General features: G+C 54.8%; 20 protein-coding genes and 2 tRNA genes. 7 read left to right on the forward strand and 15 right to left on the reverse strand.

The window, feature by feature from the left end; all coding sequences use genetic code 11:
• Nucleotides 1-21 precede the first annotated feature (21 nt).
• From AAIG39_RS20325 to mltB, 11 genes are all read right to left on the reverse strand, one after another.
• Nucleotides 22-98, reverse strand: a tRNA-Arg gene (locus AAIG39_RS20325).
• Nucleotides 99-101: 3 nt separating this feature from the next.
• Nucleotides 102-194, reverse strand: a tRNA-Ser gene (locus AAIG39_RS20330).
• 322 nt (nt 195-516) lie between these two features.
• Entirely contained in the window at nt 517-702 is a 186-nt protein-coding gene (csrA, locus tag AAIG39_RS20335) for a carbon storage regulator CsrA (RefSeq protein WP_000906486.1), read from the reverse strand.
• Between the two features lie 243 nt (nt 703-945).
• The gene (gene alaS, locus AAIG39_RS20340) at nt 946-3,573 is read right to left on the reverse strand and encodes an alanine--tRNA ligase (protein WP_090088367.1); all 2,628 of its coding nucleotides are present in this window, start codon (nt 3,571-3,573) and stop codon (nt 946-948) included.
• Nucleotides 3,574-3,702: 129 nt separating this feature from the next.
• Nucleotides 3,703-4,203 (reverse strand): recombination regulator RecX, encoded by a 501-nt coding sequence (gene recX / locus AAIG39_RS20345; RefSeq protein ID WP_343194588.1) that lies wholly within the window; start codon nt 4,201-4,203, stop codon nt 3,703-3,705.
• Nucleotides 4,204-4,272: 69 nt separating this feature from the next.
• Nucleotides 4,273-5,337 (reverse strand): recombinase RecA, encoded by a 1,065-nt coding sequence (gene recA / locus AAIG39_RS20350; protein ID WP_090088365.1) that lies wholly within the window; start codon nt 5,335-5,337, stop codon nt 4,273-4,275.
• A gap of 89 nt (nt 5,338-5,426) precedes the next feature.
• Entirely contained in the window at nt 5,427-5,924 is a 498-nt protein-coding gene (gene pncC / locus AAIG39_RS20355; RefSeq protein ID WP_090088364.1) for a nicotinamide-nucleotide amidase, read from the reverse strand.
• A gap of 124 nt (nt 5,925-6,048) precedes the next feature.
• The gene (locus tag AAIG39_RS20360; protein WP_090088362.1) at nt 6,049-6,927 is read right to left on the reverse strand and encodes a metal ABC transporter substrate-binding protein; all 879 of its coding nucleotides are present in this window, start codon (nt 6,925-6,927) and stop codon (nt 6,049-6,051) included.
• Nucleotides 6,927-7,790 (reverse strand): metal ABC transporter permease, encoded by an 864-nt coding sequence (locus AAIG39_RS20365; RefSeq protein ID WP_090088360.1) that lies wholly within the window; start codon nt 7,788-7,790, stop codon nt 6,927-6,929. The genes AAIG39_RS20360 and AAIG39_RS20365 overlap by 1 nt, the downstream gene beginning before the upstream one ends.
• Complete coding sequence (locus AAIG39_RS20370; protein WP_343194589.1) at nt 7,787-8,464, reverse strand: metal ABC transporter ATP-binding protein; 678 nt, start codon at nt 8,462-8,464, stop codon at nt 7,787-7,789. Before AAIG39_RS20370 ends, AAIG39_RS20365 begins: the two co-directional genes overlap by 4 nt.
• Before the next feature lie 226 nt (nt 8,465-8,690).
• Nucleotides 8,691-9,788: a lytic murein transglycosylase B gene (gene mltB / locus AAIG39_RS20375; RefSeq protein ID WP_249572750.1), complete on the reverse strand. Its 1,098-nt coding sequence runs from the start codon at nt 9,786-9,788 to the stop codon at nt 8,691-8,693.
• A gap of 268 nt (nt 9,789-10,056) precedes the next feature.
• Between mltB and srlA the strand changes: the two genes are divergently transcribed.
• From srlA to gutQ, 7 genes are all read left to right on the forward strand, one after another.
• Nucleotides 10,057-10,620, forward strand: a complete 564-nt coding sequence (gene srlA, locus AAIG39_RS20380) for a PTS glucitol/sorbitol transporter subunit IIC (protein WP_039077628.1) — start codon at nt 10,057-10,059, stop codon at nt 10,618-10,620.
• Nucleotides 10,617-11,588, forward strand: a complete 972-nt coding sequence (srlE, locus tag AAIG39_RS20385) for a PTS glucitol/sorbitol transporter subunit IIB (protein ID WP_090088353.1) — start codon at nt 10,617-10,619, stop codon at nt 11,586-11,588. Before srlA ends, srlE begins: the two co-directional genes overlap by 4 nt.
• Nucleotides 11,589-11,598: 10 nt before the next feature.
• Entirely contained in the window at nt 11,599-11,961 is a 363-nt protein-coding gene (gene srlB / locus AAIG39_RS20390) for a PTS glucitol/sorbitol transporter subunit IIA (RefSeq protein WP_343194590.1), read from the forward strand.
• 17 nt (nt 11,962-11,978) lie between these two features.
• The gene (gene srlD, locus AAIG39_RS20395) at nt 11,979-12,758 is read left to right on the forward strand and encodes a sorbitol-6-phosphate dehydrogenase (RefSeq protein ID WP_090088351.1); all 780 of its coding nucleotides are present in this window, start codon (nt 11,979-11,981) and stop codon (nt 12,756-12,758) included.
• Between the two features lie 93 nt (nt 12,759-12,851).
• Nucleotides 12,852-13,211: a transcriptional regulator GutM gene (gene gutM, locus AAIG39_RS20400; protein ID WP_343194631.1), complete on the forward strand. Its 360-nt coding sequence runs from the start codon at nt 12,852-12,854 to the stop codon at nt 13,209-13,211.
• Between the two features lie 67 nt (nt 13,212-13,278).
• On the forward strand, nt 13,279-14,052 hold the full coding sequence (srlR, locus tag AAIG39_RS20405; protein WP_090088350.1) for a glucitol operon DNA-binding transcriptional repressor SrlR: 774 nt from the start codon (nt 13,279-13,281) through the stop codon (nt 14,050-14,052).
• The gene (gene gutQ, locus AAIG39_RS20410) at nt 14,045-15,007 is read left to right on the forward strand and encodes an arabinose-5-phosphate isomerase GutQ (protein WP_249572752.1); all 963 of its coding nucleotides are present in this window, start codon (nt 14,045-14,047) and stop codon (nt 15,005-15,007) included. The genes srlR and gutQ overlap by 8 nt, the downstream gene beginning before the upstream one ends.
• Nucleotides 15,008-15,165: 158 nt before the next feature.
• On the opposite strand, the gene hypF is transcribed toward gutQ, so the two are convergent.
• The 4 genes from hypF to AAIG39_RS20430 form a co-directional block, all read right to left on the reverse strand.
• Entirely contained in the window at nt 15,166-17,397 is a 2,232-nt protein-coding gene (gene hypF, locus AAIG39_RS20415; protein WP_343194591.1) for a carbamoyltransferase HypF, read from the reverse strand.
• A gap of 7 nt (nt 17,398-17,404) precedes the next feature.
• Nucleotides 17,405-19,555, reverse strand: a complete 2,151-nt coding sequence (gene fdhF, locus AAIG39_RS20420) for a formate dehydrogenase subunit alpha (RefSeq protein ID WP_343194592.1) — start codon at nt 19,553-19,555, stop codon at nt 17,405-17,407.
• A 157-nt stretch (nt 19,556-19,712) separates the two neighbouring features.
• Entirely contained in the window at nt 19,713-20,258 is a 546-nt protein-coding gene (gene hydN, locus AAIG39_RS20425) for an electron transport protein HydN (RefSeq protein ID WP_343194593.1), read from the reverse strand.
• 133 nt (nt 20,259-20,391) lie between these two features.
• Nucleotides 20,392-21,405, reverse strand: a complete 1,014-nt coding sequence (locus AAIG39_RS20430) for a LacI family DNA-binding transcriptional regulator (RefSeq protein WP_343194594.1) — start codon at nt 21,403-21,405, stop codon at nt 20,392-20,394.
• Nucleotides 21,406-21,539: the final 134 nt, after the last annotated feature.

Raw genomic sequence — 21,539 nt, forward strand, 5'->3', positions numbered from 1 at the left:
AAACCGCAACACTGATAAAGATGGTGCATCCAGGAGGATTCGAACCTCCGACCGCTCGGTTCGTAGCCGAGTACTCTATCCAGCTGAGCTATGGATGCAAATGGCGGTGAGGCGGGGATTCGAACCCCGGATGCAGCTTTTGACCGCATACTCCCTTAGCAGGGGAGCGCCTTCAGCCTCTCGGCCACCTCACCACACGCCTCTTACGAGTGCTTCGAAGAACTTGTTTCTGCTCATCGTCGCTGCGTGGCGCACATATTACTTTCTGAGACTTATAAGTCAAACAATTTTTCCAGCCCCTGAATCGTTTGCACACTTCGCAGGCAATTAGCCGGATAAAAACGCAAAAAGGATGTTTTATCAGCAGAAATTACATGTTACGCACCGGACACCAGTACAGACAAAAGCGAGAAAAAGAGGAGCGACAATAGAGGGTGTGAAATAAAAAGGTAACGCGACTAAGAGAGAATCGGGGAAAAATGTTGCGTCTCGCCGGGAGGGCGAGACGCGGTAATATCAATAACTGGACTGCTGTGATTTTTCAGCCTGGATACGCTGGTAGATTTCTTCACGATGAACAGATACTTCTTTAGGAGCGTTAACGCCAATACGCACTTGGTTACCTTTAACCCCTAAAACAGTCACAGTGACCTCATCCCCAATCATGAGGGTCTCACCAACTCGACGAGTCAGAATCAGCATTCTTTGCTCCTTGAAAGATTAAAAGAGTCGGGTCTCTCTGTATCCCGGCATTCTCCATCATATAACGCCAAAAAGTAAGCGATGACAAACACGTAAAGTGTAAGCAGTCACGGCATCACATTCTGTTAGACGTAAGTTTAGCCGATATACACAACTTCAACCTGACTTTATCGTTTTCAATAGCGTAGTGGCAAGAACGCCATGGCTGTAAGACCATGGCGACTGCTATTCGCTTTGTAGTTTTTACAGTTTCGCGCCTACCCAGCCTTTTACGCTGGCCATTGCTGCAGGAAGCGCTGCCACGTCCGTGCCGCCGGCTTGCGCCATATCCGGACGCCCGCCACCTTTACCGCCCACTTGCTGGGCAACCATCCCAATCAGTTCCCCTGCTTTGACGCGGTCGGTCACATCCTTAGACACACCCGCAATCAGAGAAACCTTACCTTCTGCCACTGTGGCCAGCACGATAACGGCGGAACCTAATTGGTTCTTGAGATCGTCGACCATGGTACGCAGCATCTTCGGTTCAACCCCCTCCAGCACGCTGACAAGAAGTTTAACGCCGTTGATATCCTCAGCCTTCCCGGTCAAGCTTGCGCTTTCCTGAGCGGCCTGTTGTTCTTTAAGCTGTTGCAACTCTTTCTCAAGCTGACGGGTACGCTCCAGCGCGGAACGAACTTTGTCGCCGAGATTAGTACTATCGCCTTTCAGCAACTGTGCGATATCGTGCAACTGGTCGCTTTGCGCATGCAGTGCAGCAATTGCGCCTTCGCCAGTGACCGCCTCAATACGACGAACACCCGCAGCGGTGCCGGACTCAGAAACAATGCGGAACAGACCGATATCGCCCGTACGTGACGCGTGAGTACCACCACACAGTTCAGTGGAGAAGTCCCCCATGCGCAGAACGCGCACGCGGTCATCATATTTCTCACCAAACAGCGCCATTGCGCCAGATGCTTTTGCCGCGTCGATATCCATAATGTTGGTTTCGATAGGCAGGTTGCGACGAATTTGCGCGTTCACCAGATCTTCTACCGCACGGATTTCAGACGGTTTCATCGCTTCAAAATGGGAGAAGTCGAAGCGCAGCGCCTTATCATTCACCAGTGAGCCTTTCTGCGTGACATGAGTACCCAGCACATCACGAAGCGCGGCATGCATCAGGTGCGTCGCAGAGTGGTTCAGACGAATACGCAAACGGCGAGCCTCATCCACCTCAGCTTTCACACCGTCGCCGACTTTCAGCGAACCTGCGGCAACACGACCCAGATGGCCAATCGCCTGGCCGTATTTCTGCGTGTCATTGACGGTGAAGGTAAAGCCGTTGCCTTTGAGTTCACCTTTGTCACCCACCTGACCGCCGGACTCTGCATAGAACGGGGTCTGATCCAGAATCACAACAGCTTCCTGACCGGCGCTAACCGCATTAACGGCTTTTCCATCCACAAACAGCGCGGTCACTTTGCCGGTCAGTTCCAGATGGTCATAGCCTTTAAATTCTGAGCTGCCGTCGACGCGAATCATCGCATTATAGTCAGCGCCGAAACCGCTGGATTCACGCGCACGACGGCGCTGTTCTTCCATTGCGGCTTCAAAGCCTTTTTCGTCAACTTTCAGGTTACGCTCGCGACATACGTCTGCCGTCAGATCCACCGGGAAACCATAGGTATCGTACAGGCGGAAAGCGGTTTCGCCATCCAGCGTGTCGCCTTTGAGTTTCGCCAGCTCTTCATCCAGTAGCGCCAGCCCGCGCTCCAGCGTACGGGCAAACTGTTCTTCTTCGGTTTTCAGAACCTGCTCAACCTGCGTTTGCTGGCGTTTCAGTTCTTCACCAGCCGATCCCATAACCTCGAGCAGCGGGCCAACCAGTTTGTAGAAGAACGTCTCTTTCGCACCCAGCATGTTACCGTGACGGATTGCACGACGAATGATGCGACGCAGCACATAGCCACGGTTTTCATTCGACGGGATTACGCCGTCAGCAATCAGGAAGGCGCAGGAACGAATATGATCCGCGATTACACGCAAGGATTTGTTACTCAAATCGGTTGCGCCGGTAACGTCGGCTACCGCTTTGATAAGTTTGCTGAACAGGTCGATTTCATAGTTAGAATTCACATGTTGCAGCACTGCGGTGATACGTTCGAGACCCATGCCCGTATCAACGGACGGTTTCGGCAGCGGCTCCATGGTACCGTCAGCCTGACGGTTGAACTGCATAAAGACGATATTCCAGATCTCAATGTAGCGATCACCGTCTTCTTCAGGACTTCCCGGAGGGCCACCCCAGATGTGGTCGCCGTGGTCGTAGAAAATCTCGGTACAAGGGCCGCACGGACCGGTATCGCCCATCTGCCAGAAGTTATCGGAAGCATAAGGTGCGCCTTTGTTGTCTCCGATACGGATAATGCGCTCGCGCGGAATCCCGACTTCTTTTTCCCAGATTTCGTAGGCTTCGTCGTCGGTCTCGTACACCGTCACCCACAGACGCTCTTTCGGCAGTTTGAACCAGTTATCACCGGTCAACAGCTCCCATGCGTACTGAATAGCATCGTGTTTGAAGTAGTCGCCGAAGCTGAAGTTGCCCAGCATTTCGAAGAAGGTATGGTGACGTGCGGTGTAACCGACGTTTTCCAGGTCGTTGTGTTTACCCCCCGCACGCACGCAGCGCTGCGCGGTAGTTGCACGGGAATAATTACGCTTGTCGAGCCCAAGGAAGACATCCTTGAACTGGTTCATCCCGGCGTTGGTAAACAGCAGAGTCGGGTCGTTATTCGGCACAAGGGAGCTGCTCGCAACTACCTGATGGCCCTTGCTATGGAAAAAATCGAGAAACGCCTGACGGATCTCAGCGGTGCTCTTGCTCATAATTATCCTGAAATCAAGCTAACGAAATGTCGTAACGGATTACTGCCCTTTGACAGACAGCAACCCGCTACTGGAAAAAGTGGGAATAAGATAAGTTTTCTTTACTACGAAGTAAAATCCCGTATGCGGTCAACCGGCAAAATTTCGCCAGATTTCCTGAATATCTTCCAGTAAATATCCGCGATAGAGTAAAAAGCGTTGCACTTTTACTTTTTCCGCAAAGGTCATGGGTAACGGCTCGCCAAATTTACGTTGCGCCTGCTCACGGGCAAGTTCGCACCAGTCGATATCGCATTCTCGCATCGCACTTTCGCTGACATCCCGCGCCAGCCCTTTCTGGCCCATCTCCTGACGAATACGTGCGGGACCATAGCCTTTGCGACTGCGGCTGGCAATGAACTGGCGGGCAAAGCGCACATCGTCGAGGTAGCTATTTTCCATGCACCAGGCAATGACTTTGTCGACATCTTCCGGCGTGGCGTCCGTTTTTTCCAGACCATTTTTCCCCATTACAGGGGCGGTAAGCTTTCTGCGGAGTTCCTGTTCCGCATGGTCACGCATGGCCAAAATGCGTAAAGCGCGGTCAAGCAGGCGGGCGTAGGCGGAGCGTCGGGGTGTGTTGTCAGACATGGCTAAATCCTGGCAGACTCTGAAAAACAAAAGGGCTGCATCCGCAGCCCTTGATTGTCACTCAGATTATCAGAAATCTTCGTTGGTTTCTTCGACACCTTCACCGCTCTCGTCCACCGAGAAATCGGCACCGGAAGAAGGATTGCTGAGCAGAATCTCACGTACTTTCTTCTCGATTTCTTTCGCCGTTGCCGGGTTTTCTTTCAGCCAGTTTGTTGCATTCGCTTTACCCTGGCCGATTTTCTCGCCGTTGTAGCTGTACCAGGCGCCCGCTTTTTCAATCAGCTTCTCTTTCACGCCCAGGTCAACCAGCTCGCCGTAGAAGTTGATACCTTCGCCGTAGAGGATCTGGAATTCAGCCTGTTTGAACGGTGCAGCGATTTTGTTTTTCACCACTTTCACGCGGGTTTCGCTACCCACCACGTTGTCGCCCTCTTTCACCGCACCAACGCGACGAATATCCAGACGAACAGAAGCGTAGAATTTAAGGGCGTTACCGCCGGTTGTGGTTTCCGGGTTACCGAACATCACACCAATTTTCATACGGATCTGGTTGATAAAGATCAGCAGCGTGTTGGACTGTTTAAGGTTACCCGCCAGTTTACGCATCGCCTGGCTCATCATACGTGCCGCGAGGCCCATGTGAGAGTCGCCGATTTCGCCTTCGATTTCTGCTTTCGGTGTCAGCGCCGCGACGGAGTCGACGACGATGACGTCAACAGCGCCAGAGCGTGCCAGCGCATCACAGATTTCCAGCGCCTGTTCACCGGTATCCGGCTGAGAACACAGCAAATTGTCGATATCAACGCCCAGCTTACGTGCATAAACAGGGTCCAGCGCGTGTTCGGCGTCGATAAACGCACACGTTTTACCTTCGCGCTGCGCTGCGGCGATAACCTGCAGGGTCAGTGTCGTTTTGCCGGAAGATTCTGGCCCGTAAATTTCAACAATACGGCCCATTGGCAGACCGCCCGCACCCAGTGCGATATCCAGCGAAAGTGACCCGGTGGAGATCGTTTCGACATCCATAGAACGGTCTTCACCCAGACGCATGATGGAGCCTTTACCGAATTGCTTTTCGATCTGACCCAGTGCGGCCGCAAGCGCCTTTTGTTTGTTTTCGTCGATAGCCATTATTACTCCTGTCATGCAAGGTGAAGCGACTATGCTCCGCCGTGAATTTCTGTTCTGTTGTCGCAATTATACTGTATGGTCATACAGTATCAAGTATTTTGTAGAAAATGTTGCCACAGTGTTTGCAACGCATACACCGTCGCCTGGCGACGCACCGCTTCGCGGTCGCCATCGAAGCACTCACGACGGGTAATGCCCTGCCCGCTTACGCTGGCAAAACCAAACCAGACTGTTCCGACGGGCTTGCTGTCGCTGCCCCCGTCCGGCCCGGCGATGCCGCTTATTGAGATAGCGTAATCCGCCCGTGCGGCTTTTAGCGCGCCGATCGCCATCTCCACCACTACGGGTTCACTCACTGCGCCGTGTGCTGCGAGCGTTTCCGCCTTGACGCCAATCATCTGCGACTTGGCCTCATTACTGTAGGTGACAAACCCACGCTCAAACCAGGCGGAACTACCGGCGATATCGGTAATGGCTTTTGCCACCCAGCCCCCCGTACAGGACTCCGCCGTGGTGACGCTCGCCCCGCGCGCCTTGAGCGCAAGCCCAACACGCTCACTTAGTTGCATTAATTCGCTGTCAGTCATAGTGTCCCCTGCCGTGCAAAAATCGTGGCGGAAAAGATACCACTTTAAGCATAAAGGTGGGGATGCGGTGACGAATTTACGAGGAGGCTTCAGAAAAAAGCCAGCTTTCGCTGGCTTAGAGAGGTTATTTCATGCTGTTGGCGATGGTTTCAACATTGTGGCGAAACGCTTTGACGTATGAGTCCGCCACGCCCCCTTTCTTGCTCAGCGCCTCAGGGTAGAGCTCTCCCCCAGGCTGTGCGCCGGTCGCGCTGGCAATCTGTTTGACAAGGCGCGGATCAAGCTGGTTTTCCATAAACCAGGTATGTACGCCATCGGCTTTGATCTGCTTAATCAACTCAGCCACCTGCTGCGCGCTGGCTTCACTTTCCGAAGAGATACCCTGCGGGGCCAGGAAAGTTACGCCGTACGCCCGGCCAAAGTAACCAAACGCGTCATGGCTGGTAAGCACTTTGCGTTTCTCTTGCGGTACCCCGGCAAACTGTGTTTTTGCCCAGCTATCCAGTTGCTGAACCTGGTCAATATACCGCTGACCGGTGGCTTTGAGCGCCGCTTCATCCTGGGGATCAGCTTTGACGTATGCCGCAAGAATGTTTTTTGCATAGAGCGCACCGTTGGCCGCACTGTTCCAGGCGTGCGGGTCGGTCACGGTTTTGCCGTCTTCTTCCAGCGTATGCGTTGAAACGCCCTCAGAGGCGACAACCACAACCCCCTTAAAGCCGGACGCGTTCACCAGTCGGTCCAGCCAGCCTTCCAGCCCCAGACCGTTGACCACCACCACATCGGCCTTATTGAGCAGCGCGCTGTCTTTGGCGCTTGGCTCGAAGGTATGCGGGTCACCATCCGGCCCGACCAGCGTGGTGACTTTCACATGATCGCCCCCCGTTTTGGCGGCAATATCCCCCAGTACCGAGAAACTGGCAACCACGTTCAATGTTTTCGCCATTACACTTTGCGTCATCAGCCCAAGCGCTAATGCCAGAACCACACCTGCCTTTTTCATCATGTCTCCTTGCCTGTTTTTTGTGCGCGTAAAGTGCTGCGCACGCCGAATAAGATGGAAAAAATAAAAACGACGCTCGCGGTAAGAACGATAGAGGGCCCTGCCGGCAACCCCGCCATCCACGAAAGGCTCAGACCAAACCATGCGCACAACGCGCCGCTAACACCTGCAAATAACAGCAGCCCAGGTAATGTCCGCGCCCAGCAGCGTGCCGCTACCGCCGGTAAAATCATCACCCCCACCGCCATTAACGTGCCCAGTACCTGGAAGCCGGCGACAAGGTTTAGCACCAGCAGTGCCAGAAACAGGCTATGGAACAGGGCGGGGAGCCGGGGGGCGTTAATCTGTAAAAAACTGCTGTCGAAGGCTTCACTCACCAGTCCGCGATAAAACAGCGCGAGGCACAGGAGGGTCAGGCTGGCGACGCCCGCGACAAACAGCGCCGCATTCCGATCAACCGCCAGGACTGAGCCAAACAGTAAATGCAGCAGATCAACGCTTGAGCCACGCAGCGATACCAGCGTCACGCCCAGCGCCAGCGACGCAAGATACAAGCCGGCAAAGCTGGCATCTTCTTTCAAGGGCGTACGTCGGCTGATAATTCCGGCCACCAGCGCCACGATAATCCCGGCGAAAAAACCGCCCAGACTCATGGCCAGTAGTGACATGCCGTTGAGTAGATAACCTGCCGCCACACCGGGTAATATCGCGTGCGAAAGCGCATCACCCATCAGGCTCATACGCCGCAGTTGCAGAAATACCCCCAACGCCGTGGTGCTGACGGATAAGGCCAGGCAGACCACCAGCGCGCGGCGCATAAAACCAAACTCAATAAACGGCTGGAAAAAGAGATGCCATATCATACCAGGCACGCTCCGCTGTTCTGCGCCGGGGTTAATTCGGTCGCTCCCCAATGGGCGCTTTCCGTGTCCAGGCGCAGCGTCTGGGGGAAGTAGCGTTTAACGCGTTCGCTGTCGTGCAATACGGCAAGAATGGTTTGCCCCTGCTGATGCATATCCACAATCTGTTCCATCAGCACATGGCTTGTGGTCTCATCGATGCCGGTAAAGGGTTCATCAAGCATGACGAGCGGTGCCTGCTGCAACCACATGCGGGCAAAAAGCATGCGCTGAAACTGGCCACCGGAGAGGGCTTCAACGGTGGTTTTGGCCATATTCAGCATCCCCACTCGCTCCAGCGCTTCAAAGACACGTGCTCTGGCCTGACGATTGAGGCCGCGAAACAACGAGATACGCGGCCAGGCCCCCATACTGACCACATCCTGCACCGTAATGGGAAAATGCAGGTCCAGCGTCTGCCGCTGTGCCAGCCAGCCAATAACCGGGCGTGAAGGAGACCAGTGCAGCGTGCCACTGACCGGCGGCAGTAGGCCGGCCAGCGTTTTTAGTAGTGTCGATTTGCCACAGCCATTAGCCCCCACAATCGCAGTCATGCTTCCGGCTTCAACTACACCGCACAGGGAGGGGGTAATGGCGCATGAGCCGTAGCCCGCCACCAGATGATCAAGCTCAATCATGCCAGTGCCACCGACCATGCCGTAAGCAACCACAGCACGACTAACAACGCCGCAGCCAGTCCAAGCCGGACTATGCTGGCGCAGGAGAAAAGGGTTACATCCATCATTGCTGAACCTTCAATATGTTATAACATAACAATAATCAGCTATGGCGGTGAAGTAAATGACTATTTAATGGGGGAGTGCATCGAAATGTTTCTGCCCCTCCCGAAAGAGGGGCAGACAATTAGCGAACGCGCGCCAGTGCAACCGCCTGACCAAGCTGCCAGACTGCCATCGCATAGTGCGTGCTGCTGTTGTAACGGGTAATGGTGTAGAAGTTGGGTAAGCCGTACCAGTACTCATAACTGGTGCCAACATCCAGGCGCAGCAGGCTGGCCTGTTGGTGGTTCCCCAACGGTTGCTGTGGCGTTAAGCCCGCAGACGCCAGCTGCGCCACGCTATAGTTGGTTTTGAAGCCATTCGCCAGCCCCGGAGCCTGGCCATTAGCGGGTACTGCAACCAGATCACCTTTTACCCAACCGTGTTCTTTGAAGTAGTTTGCCACGCTGCCGATAGCATCTACCGGGTCCCACAGATTGATATGTCCGTCGCCATTAAAATCAACGGCATACTGTTTGTAAGACGAGGGCATAAACTGGCCGTAGCCCATAGCTCCAGCGAACGAACCTTTCAAATCGAGCGGATCATCACTTTCATCTCGCGCCATCAGCAGGAATGTTTCCAGTTCACTGGAAAAGTAAGCAGCGCGGCGTGGATAGTCGAAGGAGAGCGTCGCCAGCGCATCAAGGATGCGCGTCTTGCCCATCACGCGCCCCCAGCGGGTTTCCACGCCGATAATGCCTACGATAATTTCCGGCGGTACACCGTACACCATCCAGGCACGATTTAACGCGTCTTCATATTGATTCCAGAACGCTACGCCGTTTTGCACGTTATCAGGGGTGATGAACTGGCTGCGGTAACGCAGCCATGCGCCATTCGGTCCAACCGGTGCCGGACCAGTAGGTGCCTGGCGATCCATCAGGCGCAGCACGTAATCGAGTCGCTTCGCCTGAGAGAGAATTTCGTGTAGCTGCTGACGGTCAAAGCCGTGCTTGCTCACCATTTCATTGATGAACTGCTCCGCCGCCGGATTATTGGCAAAGTCGCCGCCCATCGCCATCACATTATGCTGCGGCTTGAGCAGGAAACCGCCAGAGGGTTCCGCAGGTTGACCGGTAATTACACCGTCGGAGGATGCTGCGGTTTGATGAGGTTTGCTGCTGCAGGCGGCAAGTAAAACGAGCGCAGGGAGGAGCGCTGCGTAACGACGCTTAAACATGAGACATCCATTTAACAATTCATTCAACCAGGAGGAATTATGGTAAAGCATGCAGGCTTCCACAAGGAAGCGGCTTCCATGTTTCTTCTCTCTCCTCTTATCTGAAATGGCGCGTTTATTTTCACTTCATACCGTACAACCGGCAAAAACTTTCACAATGATCAATTTATCTTTCATATTGAGATCTAAATAACACTTTTTAACCTTTCATAGTGATTATTATAAGCCCCAGTTTTGCAACAACGAGAAAACCCTACAGGAGAGAACAATGATCGAAACCATTACACATGGTGCCGAATGGTTCATCGGGCTGTTTCAGAAAGGCGGGGTTGTGTTTACCGGAATGGTGACCGGTATTCTGCCGCTGCTGATAAGTCTGCTGGTTATCATGAACGCACTGATCAATTTCATTGGTCAGCACCGTATTGAGCGGCTGGCACAGCGCTGCGCCGGCAACCCGGTGACCCGTTATCTGTTGCTGCCGTGCGTGGGCACGTTTGTTTTCTGCAACCCGATGACCCTGAGTCTTGGACGCTTTATGCCGGAACGTTACAAACCCAGTTATTACGCGGCCGCCTCTTACAGTTGCCACTCAATGAATGGCCTGTTTCCCCATATCAACCCCGGCGAATTGTTCGTCTATTTAGGCATCGCCAACGGCCTGACCACCCTCGGTCTGCCGCTGGGGCCACTTGCCGTCAGCTACCTGCTGGTTGGCCTGGTCACCAACTTCTTCCGTGGCTGGATTACCGATCTGACGACCGCGATTTTCGAGAAAAAAATGGGCATTCAGCTTGAGCAGAAAGTACAACTGGCAGGAGCGACATCATGAGCCGCATTGTGATTGAAAAAGGTACCGGCGGCTGGGGCGGCCCACTGGAACTCGATCCCGTCGCGAACAAAAAAATAGTCTATATCACGGCCGGGACCCGTCCGGCGATCGTCGACAAACTGGCACAAATGACTGGCTGGGAAGCGGTTGACGGCTTTAAAGAAGGAGAACCTGCAGAAGCAGAAATCGGCGTGGCCGTCATCGACTGCGGCGGTACGTTACGCTGCGGCATTTACCCGAAACGGCGTATTCCTACCATTAATATCCATGCCACCGGCAAGTCAGGCCCGCTGGCGCAGTACATCGTGGAAGATATCTATGTCTCTGGTGTAAAAGAAGAAAATATCTACTGGCAGGATGGCGAGTTTACCCGTAAACCGGCGCAACGCGAAACAAGTGCCCGCGATTACGACAGCAGCAAAAAAATCACCGAACAGAGCGATGGCCTGCTGGCCAAAGTCGGCATGGGTATGGGTTCTGCCGTCGCCGTACTGTTCCAGGCCGGGCGCGACACCATCGATACGGTGTTGAAAACCATCCTGCCATTTATGGCATTCGTTTCGGCGCTTATCGGGATCATTATGGCCTCCGGCTTGGGTGACTGGATCGCCCACGGCCTGGCGCCACTAGCCAGCCACCCCTTAGGGCTGGTGACGCTGGCGCTAATTTGTTCCTTCCCGCTGCTGTCGCCTTTCCTCGGCCCGGGGGCGGTCATCGCCCAGGTTATCGGCGTGCTGATTGGCGTGCAAATCGGTCAGGGGAATATCCCACCGCACCTTGCCTTACCTGCCCTGTTCGCCATTAACGCCCAGGCCGCATGTGACTTTATCCCCGTTGGGCTTTCACTGGCGGAAGCACGCCAGGACACCGTACGCGTCGGTGTGCCGTCCGTACTGGTTAGCCGCTTCTTAACCGGCGCGCCAACGGTGCTTATTGCCTGGTTTGTCTCAGGTTTTATTTATCAATAAGAGGTTGCTCATGAGCGTGATTTATCAGACCACCATTACTCAGATTGGCGAGTGCGCACGGGATGCGCTTAGCGACCGGATGCTGATTACCTTCCGGGAAGGCGCACCCTCCGATGTGGCTGAGTTTTGCTTTATCCACTGTCATGGCGACTTTTGCGGCCAGCTTAAGCCTGGCGCCCGCTTCGAACTGGGCGGTAAGCAGTACCCGGTCACCGCTGTTGGTGAGGTGGCGGAGCTGAATCTGCGTGAGCTTGGCCATATTACCCTGCGCTTCGATGGACAGACGCAGGCGGAATATCCCGGCACGGTACACGTCGCAGGTGACGTGCCGCAGAACATTAACCCTGGTTGCACACTGAAATTTGTCGCTTAAGTCGTAAGGAGAAAAGTATGAAACAGGTTGCCGTTGTCATTGGCGGGGGACAAACACTCGGGGCGTTCCTCAGCCGTGGGCTGGCCGCAGAGGGCTACCGCGTGGCGGTAGTGGATATTCAAAGTGATAAGGCCGCAACCGTGGCACACGAAATTAACGCGGAGTTCGGCGAAGGCGCGGCCTACGGTTTTGGCGCTGATGCCACCAGCGAGCAGAGTGTTCTGGCGCTCGCCCGCGGCGTGGATGAGATCTTTGGCCGCACGGATTTACTGGTTTATAGCGCGGGCATTGCTAAAGCGGCATTTATCAGCGATGTGCAACTCGGGGATTTTGACCGCTCATTGCAGGTCAATCTGGTGGGATATTTCCTGTGTGCCCGCGAATTTTCACGCCTGATGATCCGCGACGGTATTAAGGGTCGCATTATTCAGATCAACTCGAAGTCCGGCAAGGTGGGCAGCAAGCACAACTCCGGCTACAGCGCGGCGAAGTTTGGTGGTGTGGGTCTGACCCAATCGCTGGCACTGGATCTTGCGGAATACGGGATTACGGTTCACTCATTGATGCTGGGTAACCTGCTGAAATCACCGATGTTCCAGTCTCTGATCCCGCAATATGCCAGCAAACTGGGAATTGCCGCCGATCAGGTTGAGCAGCATTACATCGATAAGGTCCCGCTCAAACGCGGCTGTGATTATCAGGATGTACTGGATGTGCTGCTGTTTTACGCAAGCACAAGAGCCTCTTACTGCACCGGGCAATCAATCAATATTACCGGCGGGCAGGTGATGTTCTGAACCGGATATTCCCCGGTGGTGCTGCGCTTACCGGGGCTATCGAACCGTAGCCAGGATGCGGCGTTTGCGCCGCATCCGGGAAAAGGAGATATGATGGTTTCTGCATTGATTACCCTTGCTGTCATCGCCTGGCTCAGCCAACTGGCTCTGGGCGGCTGGCAGATCCGCCAGTTTAATCGCGCATTTGATCTTCTCTGCCAGCAAGGACGCGTTGGCGTCGGGCGCTCCGGCGGACGTTTCAAACCGCGCGTTGTTCTTGCGGTTGCATTCGATAAACAGGACCGCGTCGTTGATACCCTGATCATGCGCGGACTCACTGTTTTCGCCAGACCTGCGAAAATCGACACCCTGCTCGGACTGAAACGGCAGGAATTAGAGCCTGATGTGATCTTTCCCCATGATCCAGGCTGTCAGAATGCTCTATTATTGGCGCTTAAATTGAAATATGGATAATTTCGTTGTGAACGCAATGAGCTTGCGAAATTATCATTTTGCAACTTAACGCAGGATAAAAGCGCCCATGAAACCACGTCAGCGGCAGGCAGCCATTCTTGAACATCTGCAAAAGCAGGGAAAATGTTCTGTTGAAGAGCTGGCAGCACACTTCGACACCACGGGCACCACCATACGGAAAGATTTAGTGGTGCTGGAACACTCCGGCGCGGTCATCCGCACCTATGGCGGCGTCGTGCTCAATAAAGACGAAGCTGATCCCCCGATCGACCATAAAACTCTCATCAACACCCTGCAAAAAGGGCTGATTGCCGAAACCGCCGTGGGCTTTATTCAGGATGGCGATTCCATCATTCTCGATGCGGGCAGCACCGTGCTGCAAATGGTCCCTTTACTGAGCCATTTCAATAACATCACCGTGATGACCAATAGCCTGCATATCGTCAATGCACTTTCCGAACTCGATAACGAGCAAACCATTCTGATGCCGGGAGGGACCTTTCGCAAAAAATCCGCCTCCTTTCATGGGCAACTGGCGGAAAACGCCTTCGAGCATTTCAGCTTCGACAAACTGTTTATGGGGACCGACGGTATCGATTTGACTGCGGGGGTCACTACTTTTAATGAAGTCTTCACCGTCAGCAAAGCCATGTGTAACGCGGCGCGGGAAGTGATCCTGATGGCGGATTCGTCCAAGTTTGGCCGCAAAAGTCCGAACATTGTGTGCAGCCTGGAAAGCGTCGATAAATTAATCACCGATGCCGGGATCCCGGCAGAATTTCGTGCCGCACTGGAAGAAAAAGGGATAGAAGTGATCGTAGCCGGAGAAAAACATGAGTGAGCTTTTACTGAATACCGCGCGTCAAACACTGCTGCTGGAGCTGCAGGAAGCAAGCCGCCTGCCAGAGCGTCTGGGCGAGGCGTTTTTACGCGCCGCTGATGCCATTATTCATTGCCAGGGCAAAGTGGTTATCTCGGGCATTGGTAAATCCGGGCATATCGGCAAAAAAATTGCCGCCACCCTCGCCAGTACCGGCACCCCTGCCTTTTTTGTCCATGCGGCAGAAGCCCTGCACGGTGATTTGGGGATGATAGAAAGCCGCGATGTGCTGCTCTTTATCTCCTACTCCGGCTCGGCCAAAGAGCTGGATCTGATCCTGCCGCAGTTAAAGGAACGGTCGGTGACGGTGCTGGCAATGACCGGTAAATCCCTGTCACCGCTGGCGCTGGCGGCAGACGCAGTGCTGGATATTTCCGTTGAACGTGAAGCCTGCCCGATGTTACTGGCCCCCACCTCCAGCACGGTCAATACGCTAATGCTCGGTGACGCGCTGGCGATGGCCGTGATGCAGGCGCGCGGTTTTAACGAGGAAGATTTTGCCCGCTCACACCCGGCAGGTGCGCTGGGTGCCCGTCTGCTCAACAAGGTCCATCATCTGATGCGTAAAGAGGATATCCCGCATGTACGCATTGACGCCACGGTGATGGACGCGATGCTGGAACTGAGCCATACGGGAATGGGGATGGTGGCCGTCTGCGGTGACGCACAGGAAATTCTGGGTATCTTCTCCGATGGCGACCTGCGACGCTGGCTGGTTGCAGGCGGTGTACTGGATGCGAACATCAGTGAAGCGATGACGAAAGGGGGTATCACCCTTAACGCCGGGAGCCGCGCTATCGATGCCAAAGAGCTGCTGATGAAACGCAAAATCTCCGCCGCCCCGGTGGTGGATGACAGCGGTAAACTGGTTGGCGCGATTAACCTGCAGGCCTTTTATCAGGCCGGAATTATTTAATTTTTCCATCCCGGACGTTTCGCCAGCCGAAGTGGCGTGCCATTGTGGTGAGCGAAGATCAGATGAAGGTGGCGTTCCCGCTGTTGAAAACGCCGCCAGTTTGAGAAGCGGCGATCGTCCGTAGCCCCGGTTAGCGCAACGCCACCGGGGACGATGCCTCACCCCTGCGCCAGACTCCGCGCGGCGGCGATAACGCCCTGCCCCAACGCGATTGCGCCATCGCCCGCAGGAAAGCGCTGCGGGAAGAGTAACGTGTAATCCGCAAGGTAAGCCGATAAACGGGCTTTTAGCAGACGGTTATGCAACACACCGCCGCCAAAAGCGAGCGTGGTAATCTGCCGTGCGTCCGCCTGCTTACGGACAAGCTGCGCCAGTCCGCAGGCCAGCGCGTCATGGAAAGCCCAGGCGCGCTGCTCTGACGGAGCCTGCCACGCCAGCCACTGTTGCCAGAAGGTGGCTAAATCAAGCTGTTCGCCATTAAGCGGCAGAGTGACCGGATGCGTGATATGCCCATTGCGCGTAGCCAGCGCTTCCAGCCGACAGGCCGCCTCCCCTTCATAACTTAACTGCAGTGGCGCGCATTCCAGCGCACAGGCGACAGCATCAAACAGTCGCCCGGCAGAAGATGCCAGCGGCGCATTGATATTGCGCGCCATTGCCCGTGCAAGCACCGGCCAGTTCTGCCGTTGCAGCACAGCGGTTTCGGGGAACTGCTGCCAGTCAGGGACAAACGCCAGCATCTGTGCCAGCAGGTTGCGCCACGGCTGGGTTGCCGCCAGATCGCCGCCGGGGAGCGCCACGGCAGGCAACCCACCCAGATGCTCAACCTCGCGATAATTGACGCGCAGGCATTCGCCCCCCCACAGCGCCCCGTTCTCCCCCATGCCGATACCGTCCAGCGCCAGGGCAATCACATCCCCCCCATCGCGCGGCCAGTCATGTTCTGCGAGCGTGGCCGCAATATGGGCATGGTGGTGCAACACGGTTTGCTGTGAAAGCCCGGTCTCCTGTGCCCAGTGGGTGGCGCGATAGCCCGTATGCGCATCGGCGACCACCTGCTGTGGGGTGAAGTCATAGATCGTCTGCATCAGACGCAGCGCGTTACGCCACTGTGTCTCTACGCCCTCATCGGTTAAATCACCGAAATGCTGGCTTAATACTGCGCTGTCATCCCGCACCAGACAGAAGGTATTTTTCATATCCGCCCCCAGACATAACGTGGGCGGGATGTTGTGAAATCCGGGCGGCAATTGCACGGCATCCGGCACATAACCGCGCGAGCGACGTAACATTTCGCCGCTCTCGCGCACCACCGAATCGTCCATACGCTGTACGATATCGCGGTTGTGCAGCAGAAACCCGTCCGCTATCTCCGCCAGATCGTCCAGCGCCTGACCATTTGTCAGCGCAGGCGGCCTACCGCTCAGGTTACCGGATGTCATCACCAGCGGGCGCTGCAACGCCTGGGCTAACAGATGTTGTAATGGATTCGCAGGCAGCATCACCCCCACCTCATCGAGCCCTGGCGCAATAGCCGGACACAGTTCTGGCAGCAACGTTTTCGCCACCAGCACGATCGGCGCAGCGGGCGTGGCCAATAATCGGGTGGCCGCCTCGCTCAGCCCGTCAGCAGAAGGCAGCATCACCGCCAGCGGTTTCGCCGGGCGATGCTTACGGGCGCGCAGATGCTGCACCGTCGTCTGCCGGCGCGCGTCACACGCCAGATGAAAACCACCGATACCTTTCACCGCGACAATTCCGCCTGCTTTGAGCAGCGCAATAGCTGCCTGCAGCGCCGCCTCTCCGGCCAATTGCTCTTTACCGCTTCGCCACTCAAGCTGTGGGCCGCACTCAGGGCAGGCAACGGGCTGGGCGTGAAAACGGCGATCGGCGGGATGGCGATACTCCGCCTCACAGGCAGGACACAGGGGAAACGCCGCCATCACGGTGCAGGGGCGGTCATAAGGCATGGCGTGAATAATGGTGAACCGCGGGCCGCAGTGGGTACAGTTGATAAATGGATAGCGATAGCGGCGCTCTGCCGGGTCATTCATCTCCGCCAGACAGGCGGGACAGGTGGCGGCATCGGGCACTATTTGCGTATTCATCGTGCCCCCCGCGCTTTCGCGGATGGTAAAACTGAGCGGCGCCTTTGACCACTGATACGGCGTAACCTTCGTCTCGTCGATACGCGCCAGTGGCGGGCATTGCTGATATAACAACGGGAGAAAATGGCGTTCATCACCCCATAAGCGTATTTCAACGCCCTGGGCGTCATTACAGACATCACCGGTAAGATTGAGCTGTTGCGCCAGTTGCCAGACAAAGGGGCGGAAGCCCACCCCCTGTACTTTTCCGTAGACGCGAATACAAACGCCGTTGTGGGTCATCGTTTATTTATTGCAACGCTGCATGCCGCAAGCGAGTCTTCATCTGCTGGTAGGTTGACTGAGTGTACTCCTCAGCCCAGGCCTGATCGTTGATCGCACTCACCCGCACCGCGCAATATTTGGTTTCCGGTGTTTTAGAGATGGGATCAAGGTTATCCTGCGTCAGCTCATTACACGCGCCAATCCACCACTGATAAGTCATGTACACGCAGCCGGTATTAACACGTTCATTCACATCGGCACGGCTGATAACTTTCCCCCTGCGCGACTCCACCCACACCAGTTGCCGGTTGTTAATCCCCAACCGCGCGGCATCGTGCGGATTTATCTGCACAAAACCCGGTTCATCCGCGAGCGTTTGCAATGCCGCACAGTTACCGGTCATTGAGCGACAGGAGTAATGACCCACTTCGCGCACGGTGCTGAGCACCAGCGGGAACGCCGCGTCCGGCACTTCGGCAGGGGCACGCCATGGCGCTGCAAACAGCAGACCTTTCCCGTCCGGAGTATCGAACTTGTTGTCTTTATACAGATAACGCGTTCCCGGATGATCCAGGGTCGGACAAGGCCATTGAACGTGCCCCATATCACCCATTTTTTCATAGGTTACGCCGTAGAACAGCGGGCAAAGTTCGCGCATTTCGTCCCAGATTTGCTGGTTATTGTCGTAATGCATCGGGTAGCCCATTTCCGTGGCGATAAGGCTGATAATTTCCCAGTCACGCTTGACGTCATATTGCGGTTCGATGGCTTTTTCAAAACGCTGGAATCCGCGATCCGCGCAGGTAAAGACGCCACCGTGCTCGCCCCATGAGGTGGCAGGCAGCAGCACATCCGCCTGTTCGGCGGTTTTGGTCATAAAGATGTCCTGCACGACCACAAAATCCAGCGCCTCAAAGCCTTTGCGCACCAGGCTGAGATCGGCTTCGGTCTGCAACGGATCTTCACCCATGATGTAATAGGCTTTGACCTTGCCTTCCAGCGCCAGATGCGGCACCTCGGTGATACGCACGCCGACTTTGTCATCCATGACCGCCGGATCGATACCCCAGGCTTTAGCAAATTTGGCGCGGACATTCGGATCAACCACATCCTGGTAGCCCGGGAACTGGTTCGGAATCACCCCCATGTCGCAGGCGCCCTGCACATTATTCTGTCCACGCACCGGGCCTACGCCGACGTTCTCACGCCCAAGGTTGCCGGTCAGCAGCGCGAGGCTTGAGAGCCCTTTCACCACATCCACCGCCTGACCAAATTGCGTCACGCCCATCCCCCACATGATGGTGGCCGTCGGCGCGGCGGCGTAAGTACGCATTGCTTCGCGCACCTGGTGGGCCGGTACGCCCGTGAGATGTTCAACCGCTTCCGGCGCATAGTCTTTTACGATTTCACGATAGGCATCCAGCCCGGTGGTGAAGTTCGTGACGTAGCGCTGATCGTAGAGCTTTTCTTCCAGCAGAACATAACCAAAGGCGTTCACCAGCGCCATATTGCAGCCGTTTTTGAGCTGTAAATGCTGGTCGGCAATGCGTGCGGTTTCGATGCGGCGCGGATCGCAGACGATAATCTTCGCCCCGTTCTGTTTTGCTTTGACCACCCTTCTTGCCACAATCGGGTGGGAATCGGCACAGTTGTAGCCAAAGACAAGCAGGCAGCGGGAGTTTTCGATATCACCGATGGAGTTACTCATTGCGCCGTTGCCCAGGGTTTGCTGTAACCCGGCAACGGAAGGACCGTGACAAACACGTGCGCAGCAGTCGACATTATTGGTATGTAAGACCCCACGGGCAAATTTCTGCATCACGTAGTTGGTCTCATTGCCGGTACCACGAGATGAACCGGTGGTCATAATAGCGCGGGAGCCAAACCTGGCTTTGATGTCGCTAAGCCGTTTCGCCGTATAACGGATGGCCTCCTGCCAGCTCACCGGGGTGAGTTTACCGCCACGTTCATAGCGGATCATCGGCTGTGTCAGGCGAGGCGTCAGCAGTTTCGTATCGTTAAGAAAATCCCAGCCGTAGTAGCCTTTCAGGCAGAGTTCGTTCTGGTTGGTTTCCCCGTCCGCCGCTTCGGCGCGGATAATTTTGCCATTATCCACAACCAGTTTCAGTTTGCAGCCAGCGCCGCAATAGGGACATACGCTCGTGATTTTTTTCATCAGTAACAGACCTGTTAAAAGTGAAAGTTTTACCCTGAATAATTCGGGTTACAGGGAGGCGGCAAGTGAACGAATCCCGATGAGCTTGCCAGAGTCAAGTGATTCGGGTGAGCGAACGCAGCCAACGTACATGCAACCTGAAGAATGACGGGTATTTTTAAAAACCCAGTGACACGGCGCTTTCCAGCGCAGTGCGACGACGTTTCTCTTCGCTCATGTGTTCAAGTACTTCCCGGTCAACGCAGAACAGCGCTTTAGTCGGACATACCGAAATACAGGCCGGGCCACTTTCGCGCTGGTAGCATAAATCGCATTTGTTGGCTTCGGCCTTCTGCCCTGACATCTTGAGGCCGATGCCGTTATGGCGAACCACCGGGCGCACCACAACCTCCATGGCACCATAGGGGCAGGCCACCACGCAGGTTTTGCAACCAATGCAGCGTTCCTGCATGACATGGACAAACCCTTTGTCGCGGCTGATAGCGCCATTCGGACAGACATTGGCGCAGGGTGCGTCTTCGCACTGGCGGCAGAGGGTTGCCGTCGATACGTTGACGCCTTTGATAACATGAATGCGGGGTAAAAAGGTTTCAGGGGTAAGGGCGGCACAGTCCTGTTGTTCCTGATGTGAGACAACGCAGGCAACTTCACAGGTGCGACAGCCAATACATTTACTGGCATCCGCCATAATAAAACGGTTCATCGTCTTCTCCAGCAATGAGTTTCATCACGCCGGATATACACGTTTCATGCCAGTTATTATGTAATTGTTATTTATGCGTTTTTCTTAGATAAGATACTGTCATCGACAGAAGTGACGATGACAGCTGACGAGGTTAACGCGTGGGGCCGGGAATAAGTGAATCACGTAACATTAATTCGCCGAGGAAGGGCTGGTGGTAATTAAACTCACCGCCATCAAGCATAAAAATTAATCGTTCGATGGTTTCTTTAATCATCTCTGTGACCGGAATTTTAACGCTGGAAAGGGCGGGAATCACATACGGGGCAATAGCAATGTCATCAAAACCAATAACCGAAACCTGAGTGGGTACGGCTATTCCCCGCTCATCCAGTCTCTTCATGGCGCCAATGGCCATATCATCGTTGCTCGCCACCAGCGCACTAAAACTGACGCCCTTCGCCAGCAGCGTTTCAACACCTGCTGCCCCGCTTTCCGGCGACCACTTTCCTTGCACAATTAAGTCGTTACGTAACGTAATGCCGTGCTGCGCCAGAGCATCTTTATAGCCAGAAAGTCGTTCAATACCGGTCGGAGAATCCAGTGAGCCGGTAATAAACGCAATATCCCGATGGCCCATGGCAATTAATGTCGCCACTGCGTTAAAGCTTGAGGTTTTTTGGTCACACCAGACACAGTGGCTGCTGTTTTTACGTAAACGACGATTAAGCACCATAATTGGCTGGCTGTGGCTTTTAACGATGGTATCCATTTCATCGACACTTAAAAAACGCGGATAAATAATGATCGCATCGCATTTTAAATCGAGCAGATATTGAATCGCTTCACGCTCTTCTTCCGCACTGTGTTTACCGTCTGCCAGAATTAAACGCCGCCCCTGATCTTCTGTCATCCGCGCGGCATGAAACAGCAGCTCGCTAAAATAGACGCCGTGATACAACGTGTTGGTCACCACCAGCCCCAGCGTTTGCGTTTTGTTCGTCGCCAGACTGCGCGCCAGTAAGTTTGGGCGATACCCGCTCTCTTCAATCGCCTGAAACACCCGGTCTTTGGTCTCCTGGCTGACGTAGCCGTTGCCCGATAGCACACGGGAGACTGTCGCCTTTGACACTCCTGCCCGCTTTGCCACCTCAAGCATTGTGGTCATGTTGCTTATCCGTTTGATTTCGATGCCATGCAGTGTACTTCACCCTTTCAAGAATGTCGCAACGGGATAAAACGGGTCAAAAAATATTAAGCGATCGTCATCACAAAACTAAATAAAGATGAATTTTTGATCTT

The sequence above is a fragment of the Phytobacter palmae genome, from assembly GCF_039409775.1.
Taxonomy (GTDB): domain Bacteria; phylum Pseudomonadota; class Gammaproteobacteria; order Enterobacterales; family Enterobacteriaceae; genus Phytobacter; species Phytobacter palmae.

Bases quoted from the DNA above. Each gene is read 5' to 3' on its own strand.
- AAIG39_RS20430 (WP_343194594.1), bottom strand. From the start codon at position 21,405: ATGACCACAATGCTTGAGGTGGCAAAGCGGGCAGGAGTGTCAAAGGCG.
- recX (WP_343194588.1), bottom strand. From the start codon at position 4,203: ATGTCTGACAACACACCCCGACGCTCCGCCTACGCCCGCCTGCTTGAC.
- fdhF (WP_343194592.1), bottom strand. From the start codon at position 19,555: ATGAAAAAAATCACGAGCGTATGTCCCTATTGCGGCGCTGGCTGCAAA.
- AAIG39_RS20360 (WP_090088362.1), bottom strand. From the start codon at position 6,927: ATGAAAAAGGCAGGTGTGGTTCTGGCATTAGCGCTTGGGCTGATGACG.
- hypF (WP_343194591.1), bottom strand. From the start codon at position 17,397: ATGACCCACAACGGCGTTTGTATTCGCGTCTACGGAAAAGTACAGGGG.
- alaS (WP_090088367.1), bottom strand. From the start codon at position 3,573: ATGAGCAAGAGCACCGCTGAGATCCGTCAGGCGTTTCTCGATTTTTTC.
- srlE (WP_090088353.1), top strand. From the start codon at position 10,617: ATGAGCCGCATTGTGATTGAAAAAGGTACCGGCGGCTGGGGCGGCCCA.
- AAIG39_RS20370 (WP_343194589.1), bottom strand. From the start codon at position 8,464: ATGATTGAGCTTGATCATCTGGTGGCGGGCTACGGCTCATGCGCCATT.
- srlR (WP_090088350.1), top strand. From the start codon at position 13,279: ATGAAACCACGTCAGCGGCAGGCAGCCATTCTTGAACATCTGCAAAAG.
- mltB (WP_249572750.1), bottom strand. From the start codon at position 9,788: ATGTTTAAGCGTCGTTACGCAGCGCTCCTCCCTGCGCTCGTTTTACTT.
- srlD (WP_090088351.1), top strand. From the start codon at position 11,979: ATGAAACAGGTTGCCGTTGTCATTGGCGGGGGACAAACACTCGGGGCG.
- pncC (WP_090088364.1), bottom strand. From the start codon at position 5,924: ATGACTGACAGCGAATTAATGCAACTAAGTGAGCGTGTTGGGCTTGCG.
- srlB (WP_343194590.1), top strand. From the start codon at position 11,599: ATGAGCGTGATTTATCAGACCACCATTACTCAGATTGGCGAGTGCGCA.
- AAIG39_RS20365 (WP_090088360.1), bottom strand. From the start codon at position 7,790: ATGATATGGCATCTCTTTTTCCAGCCGTTTATTGAGTTTGGTTTTATG.
- srlA (WP_039077628.1), top strand. From the start codon at position 10,057: ATGATCGAAACCATTACACATGGTGCCGAATGGTTCATCGGGCTGTTT.
- gutM (WP_343194631.1), top strand. From the start codon at position 12,852: ATGGTTTCTGCATTGATTACCCTTGCTGTCATCGCCTGGCTCAGCCAA.
- hydN (WP_343194593.1), bottom strand. From the start codon at position 20,258: ATGAACCGTTTTATTATGGCGGATGCCAGTAAATGTATTGGCTGTCGC.
- recA (WP_090088365.1), bottom strand. From the start codon at position 5,337: ATGGCTATCGACGAAAACAAACAAAAGGCGCTTGCGGCCGCACTGGGT.
- gutQ (WP_249572752.1), top strand. From the start codon at position 14,045: ATGAGTGAGCTTTTACTGAATACCGCGCGTCAAACACTGCTGCTGGAG.
- csrA (WP_000906486.1), bottom strand. From the start codon at position 702: ATGCTGATTCTGACTCGTCGAGTTGGTGAGACCCTCATGATTGGGGAT.